General features: G+C 53.1%; 23 protein-coding genes. 9 read left to right on the top strand and 14 right to left on the bottom strand.

What is annotated here, in order from left to right; genetic code table 11:
• The first annotated feature begins 27 nt into the window (after positions 1-27).
• Genes ACTF5M_RS00595 through ACTF5M_RS00585 form a run of 3 tightly spaced genes read left to right on the top strand, consistent with a single transcriptional unit; the run spans position 28 to position 1,308 of the window.
• Complete coding sequence (locus ACTF5M_RS00595; protein WP_438959179.1) at positions 28-432, top strand: helix-turn-helix domain-containing protein; 405 nt, start codon at positions 28-30, stop codon at positions 430-432.
• Positions 429-749, top strand: a complete 321-nt coding sequence (locus ACTF5M_RS00590) for a succinate dehydrogenase assembly factor 2 (protein WP_438959178.1) — start codon at positions 429-431, stop codon at positions 747-749. Before ACTF5M_RS00595 ends, ACTF5M_RS00590 begins: the two co-directional genes overlap by 4 nt.
• A 55-nt stretch (positions 750-804) precedes the next feature.
• The gene (locus ACTF5M_RS00585; protein ID WP_438959210.1) at positions 805-1,308 is read left to right on the top strand and encodes a MarR family winged helix-turn-helix transcriptional regulator; all 504 of its coding nucleotides are present in this window, start codon (positions 805-807) and stop codon (positions 1,306-1,308) included.
• A gap of 127 nt (positions 1,309-1,435) precedes the next feature.
• On the opposite strand, the gene ACTF5M_RS00580 is transcribed toward ACTF5M_RS00585, so the two are convergent.
• The 3 genes from ACTF5M_RS00580 to ACTF5M_RS00570 are packed head-to-tail and all read right to left on the bottom strand — an operon-like array spanning position 1,436 to position 4,446.
• The gene (locus ACTF5M_RS00580; protein WP_438959177.1) at positions 1,436-1,864 is read right to left on the bottom strand and encodes a VOC family protein; all 429 of its coding nucleotides are present in this window, start codon (positions 1,862-1,864) and stop codon (positions 1,436-1,438) included.
• Positions 1,865-1,901: 37 nt separating this feature from the next.
• Positions 1,902-3,245: a surface lipoprotein assembly modifier gene (locus ACTF5M_RS00575; protein ID WP_438959176.1), complete on the bottom strand. Its 1,344-nt coding sequence runs from the start codon at positions 3,243-3,245 to the stop codon at positions 1,902-1,904.
• Positions 3,246-3,285: 40 nt separating this feature from the next.
• A complete protein-coding gene (locus ACTF5M_RS00570; protein WP_438959175.1) occupies positions 3,286-4,446 on the bottom strand; it encodes a hypothetical protein in 1,161 nt (386 codons plus the stop codon).
• 135 nt (positions 4,447-4,581) lie between these two features.
• Between ACTF5M_RS00570 and thyX the strand changes: the two genes are divergently transcribed.
• Positions 4,582-5,493: an FAD-dependent thymidylate synthase gene (thyX, locus tag ACTF5M_RS00565; RefSeq protein ID WP_438959174.1), complete on the top strand. Its 912-nt coding sequence runs from the start codon at positions 4,582-4,584 to the stop codon at positions 5,491-5,493.
• A 502-nt stretch (positions 5,494-5,995) separates the two neighbouring features.
• Here thyX and ACTF5M_RS00560 read toward each other — a convergent pair.
• Positions 5,996-6,202: a cold-shock protein gene (locus ACTF5M_RS00560; protein ID WP_438959173.1), complete on the bottom strand. Its 207-nt coding sequence runs from the start codon at positions 6,200-6,202 to the stop codon at positions 5,996-5,998.
• Positions 6,203-6,346: 144 nt separating this feature from the next.
• Here ACTF5M_RS00560 and ACTF5M_RS00555 point away from each other — a divergent pair, with 144 nt between their 5' ends.
• A complete protein-coding gene (locus tag ACTF5M_RS00555; protein ID WP_438959172.1) occupies positions 6,347-6,664 on the top strand; it encodes an arsenate reductase family protein in 318 nt (105 codons plus the stop codon).
• Here ACTF5M_RS00555 and ACTF5M_RS00550 read toward each other — a convergent pair.
• The 7 genes from ACTF5M_RS00550 to ACTF5M_RS00520 all read right to left on the bottom strand — a co-directional run bounded on the left by ACTF5M_RS00550 (position 6,661) and on the right by ACTF5M_RS00520 (position 13,294).
• A complete protein-coding gene (locus tag ACTF5M_RS00550) occupies positions 6,661-7,197 on the bottom strand; it encodes a hypothetical protein (protein ID WP_438959171.1) in 537 nt (178 codons plus the stop codon). The two genes, ACTF5M_RS00555 and ACTF5M_RS00550, sit on opposite strands and share 4 nt — an antisense overlap.
• Positions 7,194-7,949, bottom strand: coding sequence for an HvfC/BufC N-terminal domain-containing protein (locus ACTF5M_RS00545; protein ID WP_438959170.1), 756 nt, complete (start codon positions 7,947-7,949; stop codon positions 7,194-7,196). The genes ACTF5M_RS00550 and ACTF5M_RS00545 overlap by 4 nt, the downstream gene beginning before the upstream one ends.
• On the bottom strand, positions 7,883-8,812 hold the full coding sequence (gene bufB, locus ACTF5M_RS00540; RefSeq protein ID WP_438959169.1) for an MNIO family bufferin maturase: 930 nt from the start codon (positions 8,810-8,812) through the stop codon (positions 7,883-7,885). Before bufB ends, ACTF5M_RS00545 begins: the two co-directional genes overlap by 67 nt.
• Before the next feature lie 72 nt (positions 8,813-8,884).
• Positions 8,885-9,175 (bottom strand): BufA1 family periplasmic bufferin-type metallophore, encoded by a 291-nt coding sequence (locus tag ACTF5M_RS00535; RefSeq protein WP_438959168.1) that lies wholly within the window; start codon positions 9,173-9,175, stop codon positions 8,885-8,887.
• Positions 9,176-9,447: 272 nt separating this feature from the next.
• The gene (gene thrS / locus ACTF5M_RS00530) at positions 9,448-11,400 is read right to left on the bottom strand and encodes a threonine--tRNA ligase (protein ID WP_438959167.1); all 1,953 of its coding nucleotides are present in this window, start codon (positions 11,398-11,400) and stop codon (positions 9,448-9,450) included.
• A gap of 176 nt (positions 11,401-11,576) precedes the next feature.
• Entirely contained in the window at positions 11,577-12,434 is an 858-nt protein-coding gene (gene yghU / locus ACTF5M_RS00525) for a glutathione-dependent disulfide-bond oxidoreductase (RefSeq protein ID WP_438959166.1), read from the bottom strand.
• A 125-nt stretch (positions 12,435-12,559) separates the two neighbouring features.
• On the bottom strand, positions 12,560-13,294 hold the full coding sequence (locus ACTF5M_RS00520) for an ArsR/SmtB family transcription factor (protein ID WP_438959165.1): 735 nt from the start codon (positions 13,292-13,294) through the stop codon (positions 12,560-12,562).
• Positions 13,295-13,450: 156 nt separating this feature from the next.
• Between ACTF5M_RS00520 and ACTF5M_RS00515 the strand changes: the two genes are divergently transcribed.
• The 3 genes from ACTF5M_RS00515 to hisD all read left to right on the top strand — a co-directional run bounded on the left by ACTF5M_RS00515 (position 13,451) and on the right by hisD (position 15,977).
• Positions 13,451-13,735, top strand: a complete 285-nt coding sequence (locus tag ACTF5M_RS00515) for a hypothetical protein (RefSeq protein ID WP_438959164.1) — start codon at positions 13,451-13,453, stop codon at positions 13,733-13,735.
• Positions 13,728-14,483 carry an alpha/beta hydrolase gene (locus ACTF5M_RS00510; protein WP_438959163.1) on the top strand — a complete coding sequence of 252 codons (756 nt, stop codon included), beginning with the start codon at positions 13,728-13,730 and terminating at the stop codon, positions 14,481-14,483. Before ACTF5M_RS00515 ends, ACTF5M_RS00510 begins: the two co-directional genes overlap by 8 nt.
• 168 nt (positions 14,484-14,651) lie before the next feature.
• Positions 14,652-15,977 carry a histidinol dehydrogenase gene (gene hisD, locus ACTF5M_RS00505; protein ID WP_438959162.1) on the top strand — a complete coding sequence of 442 codons (1,326 nt, stop codon included), beginning with the start codon at positions 14,652-14,654 and terminating at the stop codon, positions 15,975-15,977.
• A 103-nt stretch (positions 15,978-16,080) separates the two neighbouring features.
• Here hisD and ACTF5M_RS00500 read toward each other — a convergent pair whose 3' ends face one another.
• The 3 genes from ACTF5M_RS00500 to ACTF5M_RS00490 are packed head-to-tail and all read right to left on the bottom strand — an operon-like array spanning position 16,081 to position 19,132.
• Positions 16,081-16,500 (bottom strand): hypothetical protein, encoded by a 420-nt coding sequence (locus ACTF5M_RS00500; RefSeq protein WP_438959161.1) that lies wholly within the window; start codon positions 16,498-16,500, stop codon positions 16,081-16,083.
• Positions 16,497-18,155: a hypothetical protein gene (locus tag ACTF5M_RS00495; RefSeq protein WP_438959160.1), complete on the bottom strand. Its 1,659-nt coding sequence runs from the start codon at positions 18,153-18,155 to the stop codon at positions 16,497-16,499. Before ACTF5M_RS00495 ends, ACTF5M_RS00500 begins: the two co-directional genes overlap by 4 nt.
• Positions 18,152-19,132 carry a membrane dipeptidase gene (locus ACTF5M_RS00490; RefSeq protein WP_438959159.1) on the bottom strand — a complete coding sequence of 327 codons (981 nt, stop codon included), beginning with the start codon at positions 19,130-19,132 and terminating at the stop codon, positions 18,152-18,154. The genes ACTF5M_RS00495 and ACTF5M_RS00490 overlap by 4 nt, the downstream gene beginning before the upstream one ends.
• Positions 19,133-19,295: 163 nt before the next feature.
• Here ACTF5M_RS00490 and ACTF5M_RS00485 point away from each other — a divergent pair, with 163 nt between their 5' ends.
• Positions 19,296-20,873 carry an ABC transporter substrate-binding protein gene (locus ACTF5M_RS00485; RefSeq protein WP_438959158.1) on the top strand — a complete coding sequence of 526 codons (1,578 nt, stop codon included), beginning with the start codon at positions 19,296-19,298 and terminating at the stop codon, positions 20,871-20,873.
• Positions 20,874-20,955 lie beyond the last annotated feature (82 nt).

Genomic DNA, 20,955 nt, shown 5'->3' with positions numbered 1-20,955 from the left:
ATATCCCTTAGACGGAAGAGGCATGTAATGGAAGATGTGACACAGCAAAACGAAGATTGGTTTAGCGAGGACACCTCTACTTTCGGGGATCGTCTTGCCGGCGCGCGTGAGGCGGCTGGCATGACCCAAGCACAACTGGCCAAGCGCCTTGGTGTGAAACTGACCACGATGCAATCGTGGGAGGAGGATCTGTCCGAGCCCCGCGCCAACCGGTTGACCATGATGGCGGGCATTATCGGCGTGTCTTTCAGCTGGTTGTTGAACGGCGAAGGCGAGGGTGTAGAGGCCCCAGATATGGGACAAGACCTGCCTGATGGTGTTGATGACTTGTTGTTGGAACTTCGCGCAATTAAAGCACGGGTTTACCGCGAAACCGAGCGTATGGGCATTGTAGAAAAACGCCTGCGCGCTGCGATTAAGGCGGGCACATGAGCGAACTTCCCCAAATTCCACAGCCGATCCCGCCCGCGGACGAGCCGCGCGAGACGCAAATCAAGCGTCTTTATATGCGATCAATCAGGCGGGGCATCAAAGAGATGGACGTCATTTTGATGGACTATGCGGATAGTAAACTACGTGAAATGACTGACGGAGAGTTGGCCACATATGATGCGCTATTGGCTGAAAATGACCACGATCTGTATCAGTGGATCACGGGTCAAGTCGAAACACCGCCAGCATTTTTGGATATGATTTCAGAGATTTCCGCACATATGCTGAAAGATGGCGGCGTTTTAACCGGTAATTAGCGATTGGTCTCTAAGCCTTGCGCAACATTTAGTTGACAGAGGCACGGCCATGAGCATGCAAGGAAATCTTCCCGGATCGGGCATTACCCAGCAAAAAGACCCATTTGCCTCAAGTTACCTTGATGCGTTGTCACTGGTGGAGCGGCTGCATAGGCTGCTCCTCGATGTTTTGAAAGACGAGTTTGAGCGCGTTGGTCTGCTCGATATCAATGCTGCTCAGGCACTGCTGTTGTTCAACATCGGTCACAATGAAGTCACCGCCGGAGAGCTTAAATCACGCGGGTACTACCAAGGCAGTAACGTAAGCTATAACCTCAAAAAACTTGTTGAGATGGGGTATATGCACCACCAACGGTGCGAAATTGATCGCCGCTCTGTTCGGGTGAAATTAACTGAAAATGGCAGGCATGTCTGTAAAGTGGTGGACGAGTTGTTTGCACGCCATTCAGATGGTCTGCAGGCCCATCAGGTGCTTGATCTTGAAAGACTAGATGACATTACGCACGGGCTGAAACGCGTGGAACGTTACTGGACTGATCAAATCCGATACATCTATTAAATGTGGCTGCGTCCATTTGGGCAAAAGGAGCGCGGGCTATCCGCACTCCTTTCAATTCAAGTTAACGAATGTTCAGCAGAACCAACCTAACGTCAGTTGTAGTAGGGCTGGTTAGAACGTGGTGTCTTCACCAGTGACCAGTGGTTTTCATGCTGGCCCATGGTTCTGCCGGAGCCAACGCGTCACCTGCTTGTAGCAATTCAATACTGATATTGTCTGGTGAGCGAACAAAAGCCATGCGCCCATCATGGGGCGGGCGGTTTATAGTTACGCCGTTATCCATAAAGTGCTGACAGGCTTCGTAGATGTTGTCTACGCGGTATGCCAGATGTCCAAAATGGCGGCTATCTGAAGGCAATTCATCATCGCCATCCCAGTTGTAGGTCAACTCAACAGGCGTCTCTTCCTGACCGGGAGCGGCCATGAAAACCAGAGTAAAGCGGCCCCCTTCGTGGTCAGTGCGGTGCGTCTCTTTCAGGCCCAACAGCTTGAAAAAAGCCATTGATGCCTCCAGGTTTTTCACGCGAACCATCGTGTGCAGGTAAGTTAAGGCCATATTTTTGGCTCCTTCGCTTTGAGAATTCGATTGCCGATCAGAAGACCGACGCTATCCCCAATGATACACCTGTTTGCCGGATATCATAGCGGTTGATGTTTGATTCTGTGCTTGAGGCGGACAGAGTTACGAGCGGTGCAAATCCGTAGACGTTGATCTTTTCCACTAAAAACTGTGCTCGGATCCCTGCTTGCCTATCTTTGCGGCTATCGGGACCAAAAATGCTAACGACTTGTGCATACTTGCGCTGACCAAATGAAACGCCAAATTCCGCTGTGGCGCCAAGTATCGGTTCCGCCGGCGCGTAGGTGATATTTGCAGAAACGCTTGCGTGCTCAATGAGGGCTGAACGTGAGGCTGTGTTTGAAGTGTTTGCTGACCAGCTTAGGCGTGAACCAACCGATAGGGTCTGTGTTCTTTTGAGCGTTGCCGATGCGACAGTGGAGGACCGCTCATCGGCGTCTAGCCGTTCGTTGCGCGTAATTCCAAATCCAATTGCGCCAGTTGCCGCATTCCCCCAGCGAAAGCGCCGTTCTGCTTCTACTTTTGCAAAATTCGTCAGCCTTCCGCCGCCGTACCAGTTTGCGCCAACTTCAAATCTGACGGTGTCGGCTGCATTTGCTGTGGGCTTTGCGTCGTAGCTTGCGTCAATTCCGACCTCATAAAACGCAAAGTCGCTTGGGTGCGCATCAGGGGCTTGGGCCTTTGCGGAATCTGAAAGTCGGTAATTGATGGCGTTCAGCCGCGTGCCAAAAGACAAGGCGGTGCCGTCATTTAATGGGCGTTTGTGACGAAGCTTAAGCCCGTACGAAATTTCGGTGCCGGAAAGCGCAAGGCTGGCACCGCTTGCCGCGATTTCGATCCCGTTGAAAATTAGGCTGTCTGACTTGGGCGCGTTGTTGATGTTGCTGTTCGGTCCTGCGCGAAATTCCAATTCAAACGTAAGCGGGTTCGCCCGCGCAACTTGCGCATAGTTTCTGGCAAGTGCCGCTTGTTGCGCCGGACCACGCGCAAAAGGCTCGGAACGTCTTAGCCAAATTTGGGCGCGCGTATGTTGCCCATGACGAAGATAACTTTCAGGAATAAGGATCGCCGCTGCAAATTTCTCTGACGGATTTGCGGTTTTGCGAAACGCTCTTTTGCCAGCAAACCGTGCGGCAGTGGACCGACCCAGTAAACGCTCGGCTGCCGCCAGTGAAAAAAGTGCTGAAACATCGTCAGGGTCGGCACGCAAAAGTCCAAGTGCCACCTCACGTGCGGCGCGTGGTTCGGATTGATTAACCAAGGTTTGCGCAAATACCCGTGCTTCTTCTTTGCTCAAACGTAACTGATCTGAGCTTTGGGCCATCACTGTTTGGGGCGCGCCTATAGCAAAAGCCACTAGGCAAACGCACAATAAGATGGGGTGCCTCATCACCACGTCACGGATCGCGGTTGACGCTATCTGTGCTGAAAGCACCAACTTCACGGGCGTTGAATTCTGAACTGAGCACAATCGTATCGGTTTCACGTTCAACCAAAGTAGCACCCGCAGGCAGCTGGAATACGAAATCTGCAATGACTTCACCGCGCCCAATACGCTCGCGCACAAGGCGCAAATCATTCGGTAGACTTGTTTGAGTAAAGAGCTGTGGTTCTTCATCAATGACCTGCGAATATGTGACCGTATCGAACCCCACACGTTGAATACCTGCGACACCTTCAATCTTTATAAACCCAGCAACGGCTGCGGCATCTTTGCCGTTAAAGCCCCCGTCATAGATACCGTTGTCGCGCGGGTCGCCCTCAAAGGCAGTTCCGGCCTCGGCTTCGTTGATTTCTCCGTCACGATTAAATTCGGTGTCCACAAGCAACACATTAGGTAGCGCATTTGGGATCGCAGCGCCGCCACCGGGGGCAGCACGTTGCCTATTTGTGATTGCGCCGCGCAAAGTGCCGCCAATGTTTTCGACTACATCAATATCTGCGAAATCGACATCAATGCGAAGGTCACCGGTCACCAGTTCAATTCCGCCGCGTCCCTGATCAAATGTGCGATACCCCGCATAATCGCCCGCGTAGGTGTAGGTGGCAACGCCTGGTAGCGTGATCGTGTTGCCGATGCGCCGAAGGTTTGCACCGCCATATCCAAACCCAAGATAATCGCCAGAGGCAACCGCAGTTGCTTCGTATTCGGGCGAACGTATGAAGACGGCGTAGTAGGTGTCAAAAGGCTGATCGCCTGCGCGCTCATTGCGGTATTCGATGGTGCGCGCGTTAATCTGTTGAACCTGCTCGTAAATACCGCCGGTTATGTCAGAGTTGTCGAATGGAAGGTTATTCAGGACCAACTGATTGGTTGTCTCGTCAAAATCCACTGAATTTAGAATGAGGTTCTCGGAGGGACTGAACAAAAAGCGATTGTCGGGCGTGGCTCCTGCACCCGTGTTTGGGTCACTTGTCGTGTCTTGTGCTGGAATGCCGTCGATGATGAACGGGTTCGTCCCGTCACCGCCACATCCTAAAATTGGCGCAAAGCCTAGGGTTGCAATCAACAATCGCGGAAAAATACCCAACATTTCAACACTTAAACTGGCAATCATTACACAGCCCAATAGTCTAATTTCTGGTGATTTAAGTCAACAAGCCAGCGGCGAAAAACCCCAGCATATGGCCGTTTATTGATGGGCAGTTCCCAGATATAGTGCAGAAGCGAATCTGGACAGAAAGACAACACCATGCCTGTAACGCCCGAGCAACAAGCCGAAATCGATGCACAACGCGCTATGCGTCACCAAACAGCGCGCGCCACAGTGCCTGGTATGGAAGCACATTTGTATGAGTCGAAACCTGTTCTGGATCACGGCTTTATCCGCGTCATTGACTACATGGGCGATGACAACGCGATTACGCAAGCGGCACGGGTAAGCTATGGTAAGGGTACCAAGTCAGTGCAAAATGACGAAGGCCTGATCCGGTATCTGATGCGCCACTGGCACTCCACGCCGTTTGAAATGTGCGAGATTAAGTTGCACGTGAAGTTGCCGGTTTTTGTAGCCCGTCAATGGATCCGTCACCGCACAGCGAACGTAAATGAGTATTCCGCGCGCTACTCAATTCTTGACCGCGAGTTTTATATCCCCGCACCCGAGCATCTTGCAGCTCAGTCTGTGATCAACAACCAAGGTCGCGGCGAAGCACTGCAGGGGGATGAGGCAGCACGGGTGCTTGAATTCCTGAAAGCCGATAGCAACCGCGCTTATGATCACTACGAAGAGATGATCAGTGAAGATGGCCAACAAGGGCTGGCACGAGAGCTTGCGCGGATGAACTTGCCTGCTAACATTTATACCCAGTGGTATTGGAAAGTGGACTTGCACAACCTTTTCCATTTCCTGCGCTTGCGCGCGGATAGCCACGCACAATACGAAATACGTGTTTACGCCGATGCGATCTGTGATGTGGTCAAAGATTGGGTGCCATTTGCGTATGGTGCTTTTGAAGATTACCGTATGGGCGGAGCACAGTTCTCTGGTCGCGGCGTTGAGTGTTTGCGTCGTATGATGTCAGGTGAAGAAGTGACCCAAGAAACATCGGGCATGTCCAAAGGTGAGTGGCGCGAATTCATGGCAATTGCCAAGCCCGACTAGGCAAAGCGTCGTAGTTTTGGAAACAGACCGTTTCCGTTGTATAGTTTGACCTATGCGGGGCAACGCGTCACCGTAGGAATGTTAACGAGTAATGCGCGTCGGTGCAGGGAGTTATTATGATCAAAACAATTGCAATGTGTGCCGGATTGGTCTGTACAACGACCGTCGCAGCATCAGCGGGAGACCGTGTTTACCGCTATGACAGCGCTGCCAATTATTGCCCTGCGGGTCTACAGCCTGTCACAATGAGTGGTGTTATTTGCTGCGGTAAGCCAAATGCTGGAAGCTATCAGCAGGCGATGATGCACCCTGTTTGGCACGCTCGAAAGCGCCACAAAGATGTAATCACCCATAGTCATGTAAAGCGCCACGGCTATGTCACATATCATTCGCATGGTGGGACTTCGCACAGTCAATAGGTACAGGTACCCCGTTGCAAACAAAAAAGCCCGCCACGATCAATCGTTGCGGGCCTTCGAATTTAGTAACGCGTGATTGACGGTTACAGCAGAACCAACTCACCAGCGCTTTCACGGCCATCACGGCCTGAAATCATTTCGTACTGAATTTTTTGGTCGTCGTTCAAGCCGCGCAAGCCAGCGGCCTCAATAGCTGAAATATGTACAAAAATGTCTTTGCCGCCATCATCCGGTGCGATGAAGCCGTAACCTTTTGTTTGGTTGAACCATTTTACGGTGCCAGTAGCCATCCGCTATCTCCTTAGTGTCGAACCGCGCTTGGCGGCAATCTTGATTGTATTCAAGCGGTGCGCCGCTGGAACAAACTGTGTAAGAAACTAGCTAGCACCGTAGTTTGAAAATCAAGTAACAAGAATGCAGGAGCTTCGAAATAAATGACCATCACAATTTACGGGATTAAAGCGTGCGATACGTGCCGCAAAGCTCTCAAAGAGATTGAGGGTTCAGTATTGCACGATGTGCGTGATGCTCCGCTGAGCGAGGCACGGCTTAAGATTTTCCACGATATGTTTGGCGAAAAGCTGTTGAATATGCGCTCAACCACTTGGCGTGGCTTGTCGGGAGAGGACCGTCAGATCGCACCGATCCAACTGTTGCTGGCGCATCCCACATTGATGAAGCGACCGATTATTGCGTCCCACGACCATACGACAATTGGTTGGGATGCGGCTGCGAAGGCTGTTTGGCTTTAGACGACGGCACGCTTTAATAATCGGTCCACTGAAAACGGACCGGCACCGCGTACGACCAAAACAAGCAACACAAAAACCCAAAGGGTGCGCTGATCCATGATCAACGCGCCTGAAGCTTTATCAAACCATGCGCCCAAATCGGCCCCGCCCACATTATGTCCGGTAATGTCGACGATCGATTGTACCAACACAAAGCCGATCATACCAATTGCTGCGAGGCGCGTCAGAAGACCAATGATAATCAGAAGCGGCAGGGCGTACTCCGCGTATGTCCCCGCCATCACGACCACCAAGTGAAAGACCCCAAGTTGTGACGTATCATAGCCAGCTGCTTCAACAGCTTTGGGAAATATTTGGATGTAGCCACCATCAGATGGACTGAAAAAGCCGTCAAGTTTTGTGCCTGCTGATGCCCAATAGTATTGCAGTAGAACCGCGCCAAACACGAACCGCGCCAATGTGGGGGTGATGATGTCACCGGCGGCAGAGAGACGCGCAAAAACCGCGTTATGCAGAGAGATAAGCGTATTCATGTCAGGGGGCTTTCTGTGATGGAGGTGATCGCATTTCCCGCCAGCAGCACACCAAGGGCTGCGCTTAGGTCAAAGCCCGGTGCTGCGGCTAGGGCAGTGTCGTGGGCGTTGCCGAAGTTATGTTCTGCGAGGGCGCCAATAAAGGTTGCTGTACCAACACCGAGTAGATGTGGCACCGGGTCAAATTCGGCGCGGGTTATCAAGACGGCTTGGCCTCGCGCTCCGTTGGGCAGTTCCGTACCCAACATATTTGCCGCCCAGATACTGTAAATAGGCCACCTAGAGCGTAAGATCTGAACCGCTGGCGCCAGTGTGAAATACATGCTCATCAATGCATCTGGCTCAATTGACCCCAGCAAGTCAGCAGCAACTGGGCGCGCATCAGCTGCGTGGTAACTTCTGCGCATTGCTAACTCGAGACGTGCCACATCGGACAGGTAACCAAGCTTCGTTGCGGGGGCAAAGCTGGTCAGAAACTTGGGCAGTTCCGCACCATAATGCATCATCATGGGGCTTTCAGGGGGATGTTTGCGAATGAAAACGCTGGCCATCGCCGTAAAGAAATCATCGCCGACCAGTTTGTGTACCACTGGAAACCCTTCTTTCAGGGCATTGGTCAGGCTAACTGCAACGTTGTTGCGATAGACAGCAAAGCGTTTGGGGGCCGTTTCGCCCTTCGGATCGATCAATCCCGCAGGCGTTGCTGCGTTTGGATCAAGCAGCGCCTGCGTGAATGCATCTTGGGAAAGCACGCAGGGACCGCCGTTTGCAAAGCGGTTTTGGCGCGTGCGGCCTCGGCTGCTAGCACGGGCCATTCGGGCACATCCGTATCCCATTCTATCAAAACGGGGCGCAACCCAGCCGTGCGCAACACATGATCTAGGAGCACCCAAACGGGTTCAGCTACCTCACGCCCGTGGCTATCAATAAGCAACGGTGCGCCGTGGTCATCAATATCATGATCATGGCCACTGATATGTATTTCGCCCACATGAGCCAGTGGAAACGCGTTTAAATATGAGAGCGGGTCTGTTTGCTGGTTGGTAGCTGAGATAAACACATTGCTTACATCCAGCAGCAGCCCGCAGCCCGTACGTTCGACCAGTTCTGTTAGAAACTCTACCTCAGGCATTTGGGTTTCTTTGAACGCGAGATAGTTGGACGGATTTTCCAACAGCATTTGACGACCAAGGGCATTTTGCACCTGATCAATATGTGCGGCAACTGTGTTCAGCGTTTGGTCTGTGTAGGGTAGGGGCAATAGGTCGTTTAGAAAGCCCATGTTATGGGTCGACCACGCAAGATGTCCTGAAAAACTTGCGGGGTCCACGCGGTCACAAAGTTTCTGGAGCCGTTTCAAATGCGCAGGATCAAGGGGCCCTTCGGAGCCAATAGACAGCCCAACACCACGAATGGAGAGAGGGTATTTCGCGCCAAGCGCCTCAAGCTGTGCAAGGGGACGCCCGCCGTCATCCATGTAGTTTTCTGCGTGTATCTCAAGCCAATCAACCGCGCCTCCGGATGGCATAATGTCAGAGAAATGCTGCGGTTTATAACCCACGCCAACGCCGTGCGTTAGCTTGGCAAAATCAGGGGTGTTGGAGTGGTCAAACATGAAGAAACTTTCGGCGATCTTTAGAATGTACACGCGCAAGGTCGTTCCCCGCGCGTGTACCAGTGCATCAGATTATGCTGGTAGGTCATGCTCAAGTGGCTCAAGTGACCCCATGCGGTCGCCGTCAACTTCAAGAGTGTCGCATGTGCCAGCTGCAACAAGTGTCCACGCGTTGCCTTGATAATCAACTGTTGAGGTGCCTGCGCACGTTGTACCAGGGCCTGCGGCGCAATCGTTTTTGCCAGCAAGAGATACGCCGTAGCATTTCTCTTTTGCGCCAGCAGCTTCAGAAACGGTTGCGTGAGAGGTCAGCGCTGCTGCGATAGAAGCGGCTACTGCAAGTGATTTAGCTGTTGTCGACATGTGAACGTCCTTTCAAGAGTGTGTGTCAAGGTCCCTAAAACATCAGGAATGACTTCAGATTGCGCTTGAAGGCGATAAGTTGCCACTCACGGGCGCGTGATGCACGGTGCCGGGATCTAACGTTATGGTTTGGGCCGCGCTTTTGCGCCAATCTGGGCTGTTTGTGTCAGTACAAACAGCAAAAGGCCGCCCCGTGCATGGACACGGGGCGGCCTTTGTAACATTTTCAGTAGTCAAATTTAGCACATCTCTGTGCAATGACTACAGATGTTTCAGTTCCGCAAATCGGGCGGTGTCGCGTCTTGGGCAAGCTGTGGAAGGGTCTCTGCAAAACTTTGCACAGACGTCTGCTTTTCACCGAGGCGGCGGATTGAGACAGTTCCTTCTTCAACTTCGCGGGCGCCAACCGCCAAGATCACAGGCACTTTACCCAAGCTGTGTTCGCGCACTTTGTAGTTGATTTTCTCATTGCGAATGTCTGCTTCAGCGCGGATGCCAGCGGCGCGCAGTTCCTCAACTTTTTGCAATACATAGTCATTCGCATCCGAGATAATCGCCGCCACAACAACTTGACGAGGGGCCAACCAGAACGGCAGCTTGCCAGCGTGCTCTTCGATCAAGATGCCGATGAAGCGTTCAAAACTGCCCAAAACAGCGCGGTGCAGCATAACGGGGCGGTGGCGTTCGTTGTCAGAACCAACAAAAGTTGCATCAAGCCGCTCGGGTAAGTTGGGGTCAACCTGCAGCGTGCCGCATTGCCAGTTGCGGCCAATGGCGTCTGTCAATGTGAACTCAAGTTTCGGGCCGTAAAATGCGCCTTCACCCTCCAGAAGTTCATAGGCGTAGCCTGCGTTTTGACATGCGTCACCTAGTGCGGCCTCAACGCGGTCCCAGCTTTCGTCCGATCCGATCCGCTTTTCTGGGCGCGTAGAGAGCTTGATTGTCCAATCTGTAAACCCAAGGTCGGCGTAGATTTCAGCAAGAAAGTCGATGAACTTCTTGGTCTCTGCCGTGATGTCGTCCTCAGAACAGAAGATGTGCCCGTCATCTTGTGTGAAACCGCGCACGCGCATGATGCCGTGCAGTGCGCCTGAAGGCTCGTAACGGTTACAGCTGCCAAACTCTGCCATGCGAAGTGGCAGGTCGCGATATGACTTCAGGCCTTGGTTGAAGATCTGTACGTGACACGGGCAGTTCATTGGCTTCAGTGCGTTCACCGCTTTTTCACGGGCGTGTTCTTCGTCGACTTCAACGATGAACATGTTCTCTTGGTATTTGTCCCAGTGCCCTGAGGCTTCCCACAGTTTGCGGTCAACCACTTGCGGTGTGTTCACTTCAACGTAGCCGCCGCCACGCTGTTTGCGGCGCATATAGTCCTGCAGCAGTGTGTACACCGTCCAGCCGTTGGGGTGCCAGAAAACCTGACCTGGCGCTTCCTCTTGCATGTGGAACAAGTCCATCTCGCGGCCCAGTTTACGGTGATCGCGCTTTGCGGCCTCCTCAAGCATGTTGAGGTATTTACGCAGGTCCTCTTTGTTCTGGAATGCCACGCCGTAGATACGTTGCAGCATTGCGCGGTCGCTGTCGCCGCGCCAGTAGGCGCCCGCCACAGACATCAATTTGAACGCATCTGCGGGAACTTGACCTGTGTGTTGCAAGTGCGGGCCACGGCATAGGTCTTGCCAGTCGCCGTGCCAATACATCCGAAGCGGCTCATCGCCCGGGATCGCTTCGATCAATTCAACTTTGTAAGGCTCACCGCGATCTTCGTAATGTTTGATCGCAACGTCGCGCTCCCAGACTTCGGTGCGCACTGCGTCCCGCAAGTTGATGATCTCTTTCATCTTCTTTTCTATGGCACCCAGATCTTCGGGTGTGAAAGGTTCTTTGCGGTCAAAATCATAATACCAGCCGTTGTCGATAACTGGCCCGATTGTGACTTTGACGTTTGGCCAAATTTCTTGAACTGCGCGCGCCATGATGTGCGCCAGATCGTGACGGATCAACTCAAGCGCAAGCTCGGCGTCTTTCATGGTGTTGATGGCAATCGCCGCGTCGGTGTTTATGGGCCATTGTAGGTCCCAGTGTTGGTCGTCGACAGTTGCGGAAATAGCCTTTTTGCCAAGGCTTGTGGCGATGGATGTCGCAACTTCGGCGGGTGTGACGCCTGCGTCGTAGCTGCGCTGTGATCCATCGGGGAGGGTGAGGGTGGTTTGGGCGCTCATTGGCGTGCCCTTTCGTCAGTTTCGCGCCTACAAAAGCGCGCGGTTGCGGGTGGGGTTCGGCACCGTTGTGCCGTTTGTTGCGAAACTCGTCAAGCGCAGGTTTCGACCGTGCGAAGGGGGCGTGCGCCGCGCCGCGTCAAGACTACAGCTGGCGCAGCGCAGAAACGTGTTGTCAGCTAGTCTTTTGCAAGCTTGTCTTGAGTTTTCGTGCTAAAATCTGAGGCATCATGGCGCTCATGCAATTGGTTTTCGGGCTCACCCCACGCACGATTTACTTTGTTGCCACGCACATAGGCAGGGCGCGCCATGATGTTTTCTGCCCAACGGGTCACATTGGTATAGCTTGCCGCATCCAGAAACTTCTGTGCGCCGGGATAAACCAAGTCTTTGACCACTGCGCCGTACCACGGAACCGTTGCAATATCCGCGATCGTGTATTCATCGCCTGCCAAATATTCACGGTCTTCAAGGTTACGTTCTAGCACGTCGAGTTGGCGTTTAGCTTCCATCGTGAAGCGGTTGATGGCGTATTCGAATTTTTCAGGTGCGTAGGCGAAAAAGTGGCCAAAGCCGCCGCCCAAATAGGGCGCGGAACCTTGCAGCCAAAAGAGCCAGTTCAACGTCTCGGTCCGTGCCTCGATATCTTTTGGGAGGAACGCATTAAATTTCTCTGCCAGATACAAAAGGATCGCACCGGACTCGAACACGCGCACGCCAGTGTCTTTGTCAAAAAGCGCGGGAATTTTTGAATTGGGATTAACGTCGACAAACCCGGTAGAGAATTGATGGCCTTCTTGGATGTTAATCAACCACGCGTCGTACTCAGCGCCAGTGTGACCTGCGGCCAACAGCTCTTCGAGCATCACTGTGACTTTGACGCCGTTTGGTGTTGCTAGTGAGTGAAGTTGCAGCGGATGTACGTCACTTGGCAAATCTGCGAAGTGTGTAGGGCCCGCGATGGGGCGGTTGATTGAGGCAAATTTGCCTCCAGATGCGCTGTCCCATGTCCAGACTTTTGGGGGCGTGTAACTCATGTGCGACCTCTTGGAATTGTGACCAGCCGGTTGGCCGGTGATGATCTCAGTCCAAGACCTAACCCGTTGTGAGCGGACTGCAATGGGACGGGCGCAGCGTTTGAATAAACTTAGGCTGCCCTACGTCACGTCGCGAATTGTGAAGTGCCGTGGGTAAGAAAGGCATTCAGGTTGGTGATATACCGCGCCCACGCTTCGGGCATCGCGGTGTCTGACGTGCCCAGCTTATCGTGCGCAATCGTAAGCCGTGTGTGACCTCCCGCGTCCCGAAGCGTAAATGCCAACAGCGATGTCTGCGTCTCGCCACCCCAAAGCGGGCGGAAAGACTGCTCAAGCCGGCGCTCAGGATCAACGTTTAGGTCAATCGTTTCAAGCAAGGTCGCCCCGTCACTCGCGTGGTGGGCCAGTCGTGCGCTGTCGCGCAAAACTTGGCCTGTGATGAAGTGGTAATGCGGAATTTCATCTGGATTTGTCAGCGCTTGCCAGACCCGCTTAGGCGCTGCTGTAAGTGTGCAAGACATCTCAAAATCAGGCGTGTGATCGGGCAGCGCGGCATCGGCCAGATGTGGTTTAAGGGTCATGACATCACGAACGGCTGGATGAATGCGCATCGGATCAAGCCACGTATCAAGCGCATCAAGAAGCGCCAATGGGGTAAGGGTGTGATACTTGAACCGCCCTTGCTTTTGGGTCTGGATAAGGCCCGCTGCTGTCAAAACTTTAAGGTGTTTCATCACGCCGAAACGGGTCATATCAAGGCGTTCTTCAAGCGCGGTAAGCGTTTGACCGTCTTGATCAAGAAGTGCGTGCAGCAGTGCACGGCGTGAGGGGTCAGCGATGGCTTTGAATATGTTGTCCATTTGTAGTGGATACGCTTAGGACATACAGGTGACAATATAGTCACAAGATAATCCAAATGCGCTTTTGGTTTAATCGCATTATGCGCCTGCTTGCGGTTGAACTTACGCGGGAAAGTCTTAGCCTAGGCGTATGAAAATGAGTTGGGGCGCTGTGCGATGAATAAGATTTTAAGCCATAACATGGTGAAGGGTGCAGTCGCATTCGGTCTGTGCCTTGGCCTTACAGCTTGTGGCGAAACCTCGGGTAGTGTCGCAGGGACATCCCCAAGCACACCGGCGAGTATATCCAAAAAAGCCGTACGTGCGCTTCCTGAGGGTGTTGGCGCGTCATCGCTCTATAAATCGCCTAATGGGTGCTATTCGGTCAGCCGCCGTGGGAGTGACGGGGCCTATCTGGAGCCGTTGATTGACCCGCTGTCCGGAGTTTTGGTCTGTGACTAAGCCGTCTGTTTGGCAGGCCCCCACGGGTCGCAAAATTGCCTACCACCTGACCGAAGGCAAAGGGCCTTTGGTCGTGTTCTTGGGCGGCTTCATGTCTGATATGTCAGGCAGCAAAGCCGTTTATTTGCAAGAATGGGCAGCACGCTCAGGCCGCGCGTTCTTACGCTTTGATTATTCAGGGCACGGTGTATCCGAGGGCGCATTTGTTGATGGGGCAATCGGTGATTGGTACGCTGACGCTGAGGGTTTGATCGCCCATGTCAGTTCGGGTCCTGTTGTCCTTGTTGGTTCATCAATGGGGGGCTGGATTTCGTTTCTGATTGCGCGCGCAGGTTTGGTGGATGTGGCGGGTATGGTTACCATCGCGGCGGCCCCTGATTTTACCGAGGACGGCTTTTTCGCAAGCTTTGATGCGCCAACCCGTGAGACCCTTGACCGCGAAGGTGTCGTGCATGTCCCGTCTGATTATGGCGCGCCATACCCGATTACCAAACGCCTGATCGAAGATGGCCGAAATAATCTGGTGATGCGGCAGCCTGTGGAATTACCATTCGTACTGCGCATGGTTCAAGGCACCGAAGATGCATCAGTCACCCGGGAAACTGCACTTGGTTTACTCGACCATGTAAGCTGTGAAGACGTTCGGCTGATGCTGGTCCGCGGCAAAAACCATTCGTTCAGCGATGATGATTGTCTCAAAATTATTGAGCAACAAATCGAAGACGTATTGGGTCTTGCCGGCTTGTGATTCTGCAACTTCAAGACTGCGTAGATTGAATGAGCCCGTTACGCGCCCCCTAAATGCTTGGCTGCACACTGCTTTGCATACCTTTGCAAAAACTGCTTGAGCCACGGGCGGAACGCTCTATTGTCACGCGAAAGGTGACATGACGCCAACCAAATTGGGGGACCTAAAATGGCTGAATATCTTAAGCGCGGCAAATCAGCAGAAGACGTAGCGGCTGATGATAAACAGACCCGTGACATCGTTGAGGGCATATTGTCCGATGTCGAAGCACGCGGTGATGCGGCGGTGCGCGATTTGTCCGTCAAGTTTGACAACTATTCACCGGAACGTTTTGCCCTGAGCCAATCTGAAATCGAAGCAGCCATGTCAAAACTGACCAGCCGCGAGATTGATGATATTAAGTTTGCCCAAGCGCAAATTCGTAACTTTGCCGAAATTCAGCGCGCCTCAATGACCGATGTTGAGGTCGAAACGATGCCGGGTGTTGTGCTAGGACACAAAAACATTCCGGTGCAATCCGCGGGTTGCTATGTGCCCGGTGGCAAATTTCCCATGATCGCGTCTGCGCATATGTCCGTTCTGACGGCTAAAGTGGCGGGCGTGCCGCGCGTTGTGGCGTCAAGCCCGCCCGTAAATGGTGAGCCCCACCCAGCTGTTGTGACTGCGATGCATTTGGCCGGCGCTGATGAAATCATGATTTTGGGTGGTATTCAGGCCGTCGCCGCTATGGCCATCGGTACCGAAAGTGTGAAGCCTTGCGACATGATCGTAGGCCCTGGCAATAAATTTGTGGCGGAAGCTAAGCGTCAGGTGTTTGGTAAAGTGGGCATCGATCTGTTTGCAGGCCCAACTGAAACCTGCGTGATTGCTGATGACACCGTAGACGCAGAAATTGTGGCCACGGATATTTTGGGTCAGGCGGAACATGGTTACAACAGCCCTGCAGTTTTGATCACAAACAGCCGTAAACTAGCCGAAGAAACACTAGTTGAGATTGAGCGTTTGCTCGAAATTTTGCCAACACGCGACACGGCACGCGTGAGCTGGGAAGAGTACGGCGAGGTCATTTTGTGCGACAGCTACGATGAGATGTTGAAAGTCTCTGAAGAGATTTGTTCCGAGCACATCCAAGTCATGACCGACCGTGATGAATGGTTCCTTGAAAACATGACCAGCTACGGCGCGCTTTTCCTTGGACCCCGCACAAACGTTGCAAATGGTGATAAAGTAATCGGTACAAACCACACGCTGCCGACCAAGAAGGCGGGTCGCTATACTGGTGGTCTTTGGGTTGGTAAGTTCCTGAAAACACACAGCTACCAGCGTGTCCTGACAGACGAATCTGCGACCCTTGTGGGCGAATACGGCAGCCGCCTGTGCATGATGGAAGGGTTTGTTGGGCACGCCGAACAGTGCAACGTGCGGGTGCGCCGATACGGCGGTGTCAACGTGCCATACGGTGGCGCAGCCCCTTACCGCGACGCGGCTGAGTAAGTTGAGGTCGCTCAAGGTAGTCTAAAAAGGGGCGCGCCGTCTGGTGCGCCCTTTTTGTATGGAGCCAATTTTACGGAGCAAAGACTATTCGTCGCGCACCAGCTTAGTCGTTGTCGGTCAAGCCTGCGCCTGCACCCGCCAGCCGTGATGCATCGCTTGCGGGGACATATGTTTTTGCGGCCAGCGTATTGAGGTGCGCGTTGAGCCCGTAAGACATAACAATACGCCCGATCGCAGGACGCGCTGTTGCTGTTTGAAAATAGCTAAGCGCCAGTCCCGTAAAGACGCCACATCCATCCGATGTGGGGTCAAGTAGATCGTCCATCATGGCGGGCAGCGTTGTGATTGGGCCAACGGAATGGGTCAATGCGTCGATCAAGTCGCCTTCGCTTCGTGACGCGTAGAGATGGAGGGCCGCTGCGATGCCAAAATCACGGGCTTGAGCGACGCCAAACCCTGCACCGCGGGCGGCTTTTTGAAGCAACATGCTTGCTTCATTTGCTGATTTTGAGGAAGTGCTCATGATCCAAATGTTGGCAGCCACCAGTCATCAGCAGCACTAAGTTCATTTGCAAGCGGCGCTCCTTGGTAAAGCGTCACGCGGGTCCAGCGGTCAGACTTCGGATCAAATTTGGAGGCCCCGAAAAATGATAACTTACACCGCAGCATATCAATTGGCAGGCATGTGTCGGCGATCAGGTTATCGCGGATTTCGGAATAAGGATGCTTGTCCAGACATTGCACACGTTCGGCAGCAAAGCGGTGTTCTGGGTGTGTAGCCAAAAACGCAGTCAATGAGCCGGACGCAGGAAGGTCTTTGGCCAAAGCCGCAACGCGGCGCGCAATATCAAGAGGGCTTTCAAGCTCCGCGCCATCTTCTTCGTGACGGTTGCCAAGACGGGGTTCTAACTTTTCTTCTGATACGTACCAAAACTGTGCACATTCGTCCCGTGCGCTGTAGTCGCGCGAAGTTGCCCAAGCCCAGTCCCGATTGATCAAGGCGTGTAGCTCTGAGGTGTCGCATGGGGTTAGCCGGGGCGCGCCAAACGGGTCGGCCATGCACTCTTCCAGCCCGTCTACCAATTCACCAAACGGCTCGATTATCATAGAGTAGAGCAATTCTTGCGCGTCCTCTGATAGGTCTTCGGCCTGCTGTAAAAGCGCCTCTATCGGAAAGGGTTTTTCGGCGGCTTCATGCCATGCTTCGCTATTAAGGTAGCCAACAATCGCTTCCCATTCTGCTTGCAGGGTCGATATGCGCGTTGCGGCGATAGCATCGGGCACAATCCATTCTGAAAGATGCTTTGCGGCGCGCTTGGCAAGGTTTTGCAACGTTGAGGCTGCACCGTTGGGCAGCTCTTCTAATGCTCTGATACGGGCCAATGCTGTCTCGCGGACCATAATCCAATTGTTCAACAAAACAGGGTGGGTGACCAAAAATGGGGCCATCCCAAGCCCTGTGGAATTACCGATCCCAAGGTGACGTTTAAGATGCGGATCAAGGGGGGCTTGGCCCACATGTTCGACCAACAGATGCGTGAAATGTCGGATCAGCCAAACAGTGAGCATTTCTGCTTGGAACGGACCTGAAAGCCCATCGCGTTCCGCTATGTCAGCGCGGTCTGCGATCCCGAATTTACCGTTTCCGTATACGGCCGTTGTGCGCATCAAATAACCTGTCTCGCGAACTATATGCTCATCTGGCTGCAGACCTGCCTGAAGGCGTTCAACCACATGCGACCAAAGCCGCACAGATTTATTCGCACGGCTCAAAACTAAATCAGAAGCGGTGAAGCGCGAGGCTTCCTGATGGGGCGCTGTAGCCACGATGCGATCAATTTCGGCTTGGGGTGGGATGCCGTCATAAAGGACAAATGCTGTGTCCCACGCCGTTGCAATTACGCGGTCGGTGCGTGCATCCGGATCAAGTTCAGTGCTGACAGCAACGAGGGAGTATACGTGCCCGCCAAGCGGTACGCTAATGACCGCGTGGCCGTATCCATCCGCGCTTATCTCCCAGACAGGGCAGGTGACAGTTGCATTTTCTGACGAAAGCCTGCGCAACAACGTGCGCAAAAAAGATAACCTTGTGGGGAATGATGCACCCAAACGACGCAGGCGCATCACGTCCGATGCGGGGCGCAGCTTAGCCTGTGGTGGGGGTGCAAAATCCTTCATGCAGGTCCAAACGCGTCAGCATAAAAACGATGCCAATTCGCGCCCATAATGCCGTCCACTTCGCCGGTTGTCATACCCGTAGCAAGCAATCCTTGGCGAATGTTGTCGAAGTCTCTGTTGTCTTTGAACCATGTGGGCATTGGGGGGAAACCTGCATCGGTGGCACTTCCCTCACCATAGTCAATGACCTTCGACCATCGTCCTACACGCATCCACTCGACAACGCTGTCAGGTTGATCTTGGCATAGATCTGTTCCGATGCCCAAATGCTCGGCACCATATTTTGAGGCAGCTTCTGCGATCATTTGGCAGAAACTTTCAAGCGTACATGCCGGGCCGCCGCTGAGGTGGTGGGGATAGATCGAAAAGCCCAACATGCCACCAGCAGAGGTGAGCGCGCTGAGAACCTCGTGGGACTTGTTGCGTTTTGCCGCATGCCACCAAGCGGGGTTTGCGTGGGTAATCGCGATCGGGCGGGTCGAATGATCAATCGCCTCAAGAGTTGAGCGATCAGCGCTGTGCGACATGTCGACAACCAAGCCAACGCGGTTCATTTCGGCAATGGCCTGTTTACCAAAGCGGGTCAGGCCCGTATCTTCATCCTCATAGCAGCCCGTCGCAAGCAGCGACTGATTGTTATACGTCAGCTGCATGAACCGCACACCAAGTTGGTGGCAAATCTCAATCAATCCAATGTCATCTTCGATGGGCGACGGGTTTTGAAATCCAAAGAAAATCGCTGTGCGGCCAGTCTCCATTGCGCGTGTGACTTCTTGGGCAGTGGTGCCGCGCATGATAAGATCGCCACAGGTCTCAAACCAACGGTTCCATGCTTCAAGTTGCAGAACCATTTCACGAAACGACTCGTGATAAACAATAGTAACATGAACAGCATCAACGCCGCCTTCACGCATCTGTTCAAAGATGCTGCGCGACCAGTTGCAATACTGCAGGTTATCAATCAGGGGCGTTTTCATAATTGCCACAAAAACGTGCAACTTGCGTTCTGTCCAGTCTATTTACGACAGTTCGTGAGTTTGAATTGCCGTCATTCTGTTTGATTGATTTTGGACCCACAAGGCTCTTGCCATTTGTGCCGCCAAGTCATTTGATGCTCGGATAACTATGGGAGACAATTACATGAAAACGACTACCGCTCTTTTTGCGGCCACTCTTTTGGCGTCTACCTCGCTGGCCTCAGCCGAGAGCCTGCGTTGGGCGCGTGCTGGCGACAGCTTGACGCTTGACCCCCATGCGCAAAACGAAGGTCCAACACATACGTTGGCACACCAAATCTATGAACCGCTGATCATTCGTGACACAGCTGGCGCGTTCCAGGCTGCCCTCGCAACTGAGTGGGCGCCTAAAGAAGGCGACGCAAATGTCTGGGTCTTCAAGCTGCGCGAAGGCGTGACTTTCTCTGATGGCTCTGCATTCACATCAGAAGATGTTGTGTTCAGCTTCGAGCGTGCAAAATCCGAAAAGTCAGCCATGAAAGAGCTGCTGACTTCCATCGTGGAAGTGCGCGCAGTAGACGACATGACCGTTGAATTCGTCACCGATGGTCCAAACCCGATCCTGCCCAACAACTTCACCAACCTGTTCATCATGGACAAAGGCTGGACTGAAGCGAACGGTGTTGTGAATGTGCAAGACATCGCCAACGGCGAGACAACATTTGCCGCAACAAATGCGATGGGCACAGGCCCATACACTCTTGAAAGCCGCGAGCCTGACGTCAAAACCGTCTTGAAAAAGCGCGATGGCTATTGGGGCGCAGGTGAGTTCCCACTGGAAGTAACTGAGATTGTCTACACACCAATCCAAAACGCCGCGACACGTGTTGCAGCACTTTTGTCAGGTGAGGTCGACTTTATCCAAGACGTGCCGGTACAGGACTTGGGCCGTGTTGATTCATCAGATGGCCTGAGCGTGAAAACAGCGCCGCAAAACCGCGTGATTTTCTTTGGTATGGATCAAGGCAAAGCGGATCTGGAAAACGACAACGTAGAGGGGGCAAACCCGCTGGCTGATGTTCGCGTTCGCCGTGCGATGTCCATGGCGATCAACCGCGATGCGATCAAACAGGTCGTTATGCGTGGTCAGTCACAGCCAGCAGGCATGATTGCACCGCCATTCGTTAATGGTTGGACTGCTGAGATGGATGGTTCATCGGCGACGGACGTTGAAGGCGCAAAAGCGTTGATGGCAGAAGCTGGTTATGCAGATGGTTTCTCCATCCAACTGGATTGCCCGAATGACCGCTATGTGAACGACGAAGGCATCTGTCAGGCGTCAGTTGGTATGCTGGCCCAAATCGGCATTACAGTTAACCTTGATGCGAAACCCAAAGCACAGCACTTCCCGCTGATCCAAAACGGCGAGACAGAGTTCTACATGCTGGGTTGGGGCGTTCCGACATACGATTCCGAATATGTCTTCAACTTCCTGACACACTCACGTTCTGGCGATCGTGGTTCTTGGAACAACACAGGGTTCTCTGATGCGGCGATTGATGCAAAAGTTGTATCCCTTGCGTCTGAAACTGACCTTGCCAAGCGCAACCAAACCATTGCCGATATTTGGGCCGTGGTTCAGGAAAACCAGCAGTACATCCCCATCCACCACCAAGTGTTGAACTGGGGTATGAGTGATGCAGTTGTCACAGAAGTGTCCCCTGAGGATGATCCCAAGTTCAAGTTTTTCACAATGAACTAATGACTGACGCGGCTGAAATACCTTCAGCCGCGTTTGTTTCTGTTATCAGAAATGACAAACGGCGGCTTTCATAGGGCCGCCG

Source organism: Nereida sp. (assembly GCF_965655635.1).
In the GTDB taxonomy this organism is placed as follows: domain Bacteria; phylum Pseudomonadota; class Alphaproteobacteria; order Rhodobacterales; family Rhodobacteraceae; genus Nereida.
The sequence above is the reverse complement of the archived record's forward strand: the minus strand, read 5'-3'. Positions and strand labels throughout refer to the sequence as shown.

Excerpts from the sequence above, each read along its gene's own strand:
- ACTF5M_RS00595 (WP_438959179.1), top strand. The coding sequence starts at position 28 with ATGGAAGATGTGACACAGCAAAACGAAGATTGGTTTAGCGAGGACACC.
- ACTF5M_RS00590 (WP_438959178.1), top strand. The coding sequence starts at position 429 with ATGAGCGAACTTCCCCAAATTCCACAGCCGATCCCGCCCGCGGACGAG.
- ACTF5M_RS00585 (WP_438959210.1), top strand. The coding sequence starts at position 805 with ATGCAAGGAAATCTTCCCGGATCGGGCATTACCCAGCAAAAAGACCCA.
- ACTF5M_RS00580 (WP_438959177.1), bottom strand. The coding sequence starts at position 1,864 with ATGGCCTTAACTTACCTGCACACGATGGTTCGCGTGAAAAACCTGGAG.
- ACTF5M_RS00570 (WP_438959175.1), bottom strand. The coding sequence starts at position 4,446 with ATGATTGCCAGTTTAAGTGTTGAAATGTTGGGTATTTTTCCGCGATTG.
- thyX (WP_438959174.1), top strand. The coding sequence starts at position 4,582 with ATGCCTGTAACGCCCGAGCAACAAGCCGAAATCGATGCACAACGCGCT.
- ACTF5M_RS00560 (WP_438959173.1), bottom strand. The coding sequence starts at position 6,202 with ATGGCTACTGGCACCGTAAAATGGTTCAACCAAACAAAAGGTTACGGC.
- ACTF5M_RS00555 (WP_438959172.1), top strand. The coding sequence starts at position 6,347 with ATGACCATCACAATTTACGGGATTAAAGCGTGCGATACGTGCCGCAAA.
- ACTF5M_RS00550 (WP_438959171.1), bottom strand. The coding sequence starts at position 7,197 with ATGAATACGCTTATCTCTCTGCATAACGCGGTTTTTGCGCGTCTCTCT.
- bufB (WP_438959169.1), bottom strand. The coding sequence starts at position 8,812 with ATGTTTGACCACTCCAACACCCCTGATTTTGCCAAGCTAACGCACGGC.
- ACTF5M_RS00535 (WP_438959168.1), bottom strand. The coding sequence starts at position 9,175 with ATGTCGACAACAGCTAAATCACTTGCAGTAGCCGCTTCTATCGCAGCA.
- thrS (WP_438959167.1), bottom strand. The coding sequence starts at position 11,400 with ATGAGCGCCCAAACCACCCTCACCCTCCCCGATGGATCACAGCGCAGC.
- yghU (WP_438959166.1), bottom strand. The coding sequence starts at position 12,434 with ATGAGTTACACGCCCCCAAAAGTCTGGACATGGGACAGCGCATCTGGA.
- ACTF5M_RS00520 (WP_438959165.1), bottom strand. The coding sequence starts at position 13,294 with ATGGACAACATATTCAAAGCCATCGCTGACCCCTCACGCCGTGCACTG.
- ACTF5M_RS00515 (WP_438959164.1), top strand. The coding sequence starts at position 13,451 with ATGAATAAGATTTTAAGCCATAACATGGTGAAGGGTGCAGTCGCATTC.
- hisD (WP_438959162.1), top strand. The coding sequence starts at position 14,652 with ATGGCTGAATATCTTAAGCGCGGCAAATCAGCAGAAGACGTAGCGGCT.
- ACTF5M_RS00500 (WP_438959161.1), bottom strand. The coding sequence starts at position 16,500 with ATGAGCACTTCCTCAAAATCAGCAAATGAAGCAAGCATGTTGCTTCAA.
- ACTF5M_RS00495 (WP_438959160.1), bottom strand. The coding sequence starts at position 18,155 with ATGAAGGATTTTGCACCCCCACCACAGGCTAAGCTGCGCCCCGCATCG.
- ACTF5M_RS00490 (WP_438959159.1), bottom strand. The coding sequence starts at position 19,132 with ATGAAAACGCCCCTGATTGATAACCTGCAGTATTGCAACTGGTCGCGC.
- ACTF5M_RS00485 (WP_438959158.1), top strand. The coding sequence starts at position 19,296 with ATGAAAACGACTACCGCTCTTTTTGCGGCCACTCTTTTGGCGTCTACC.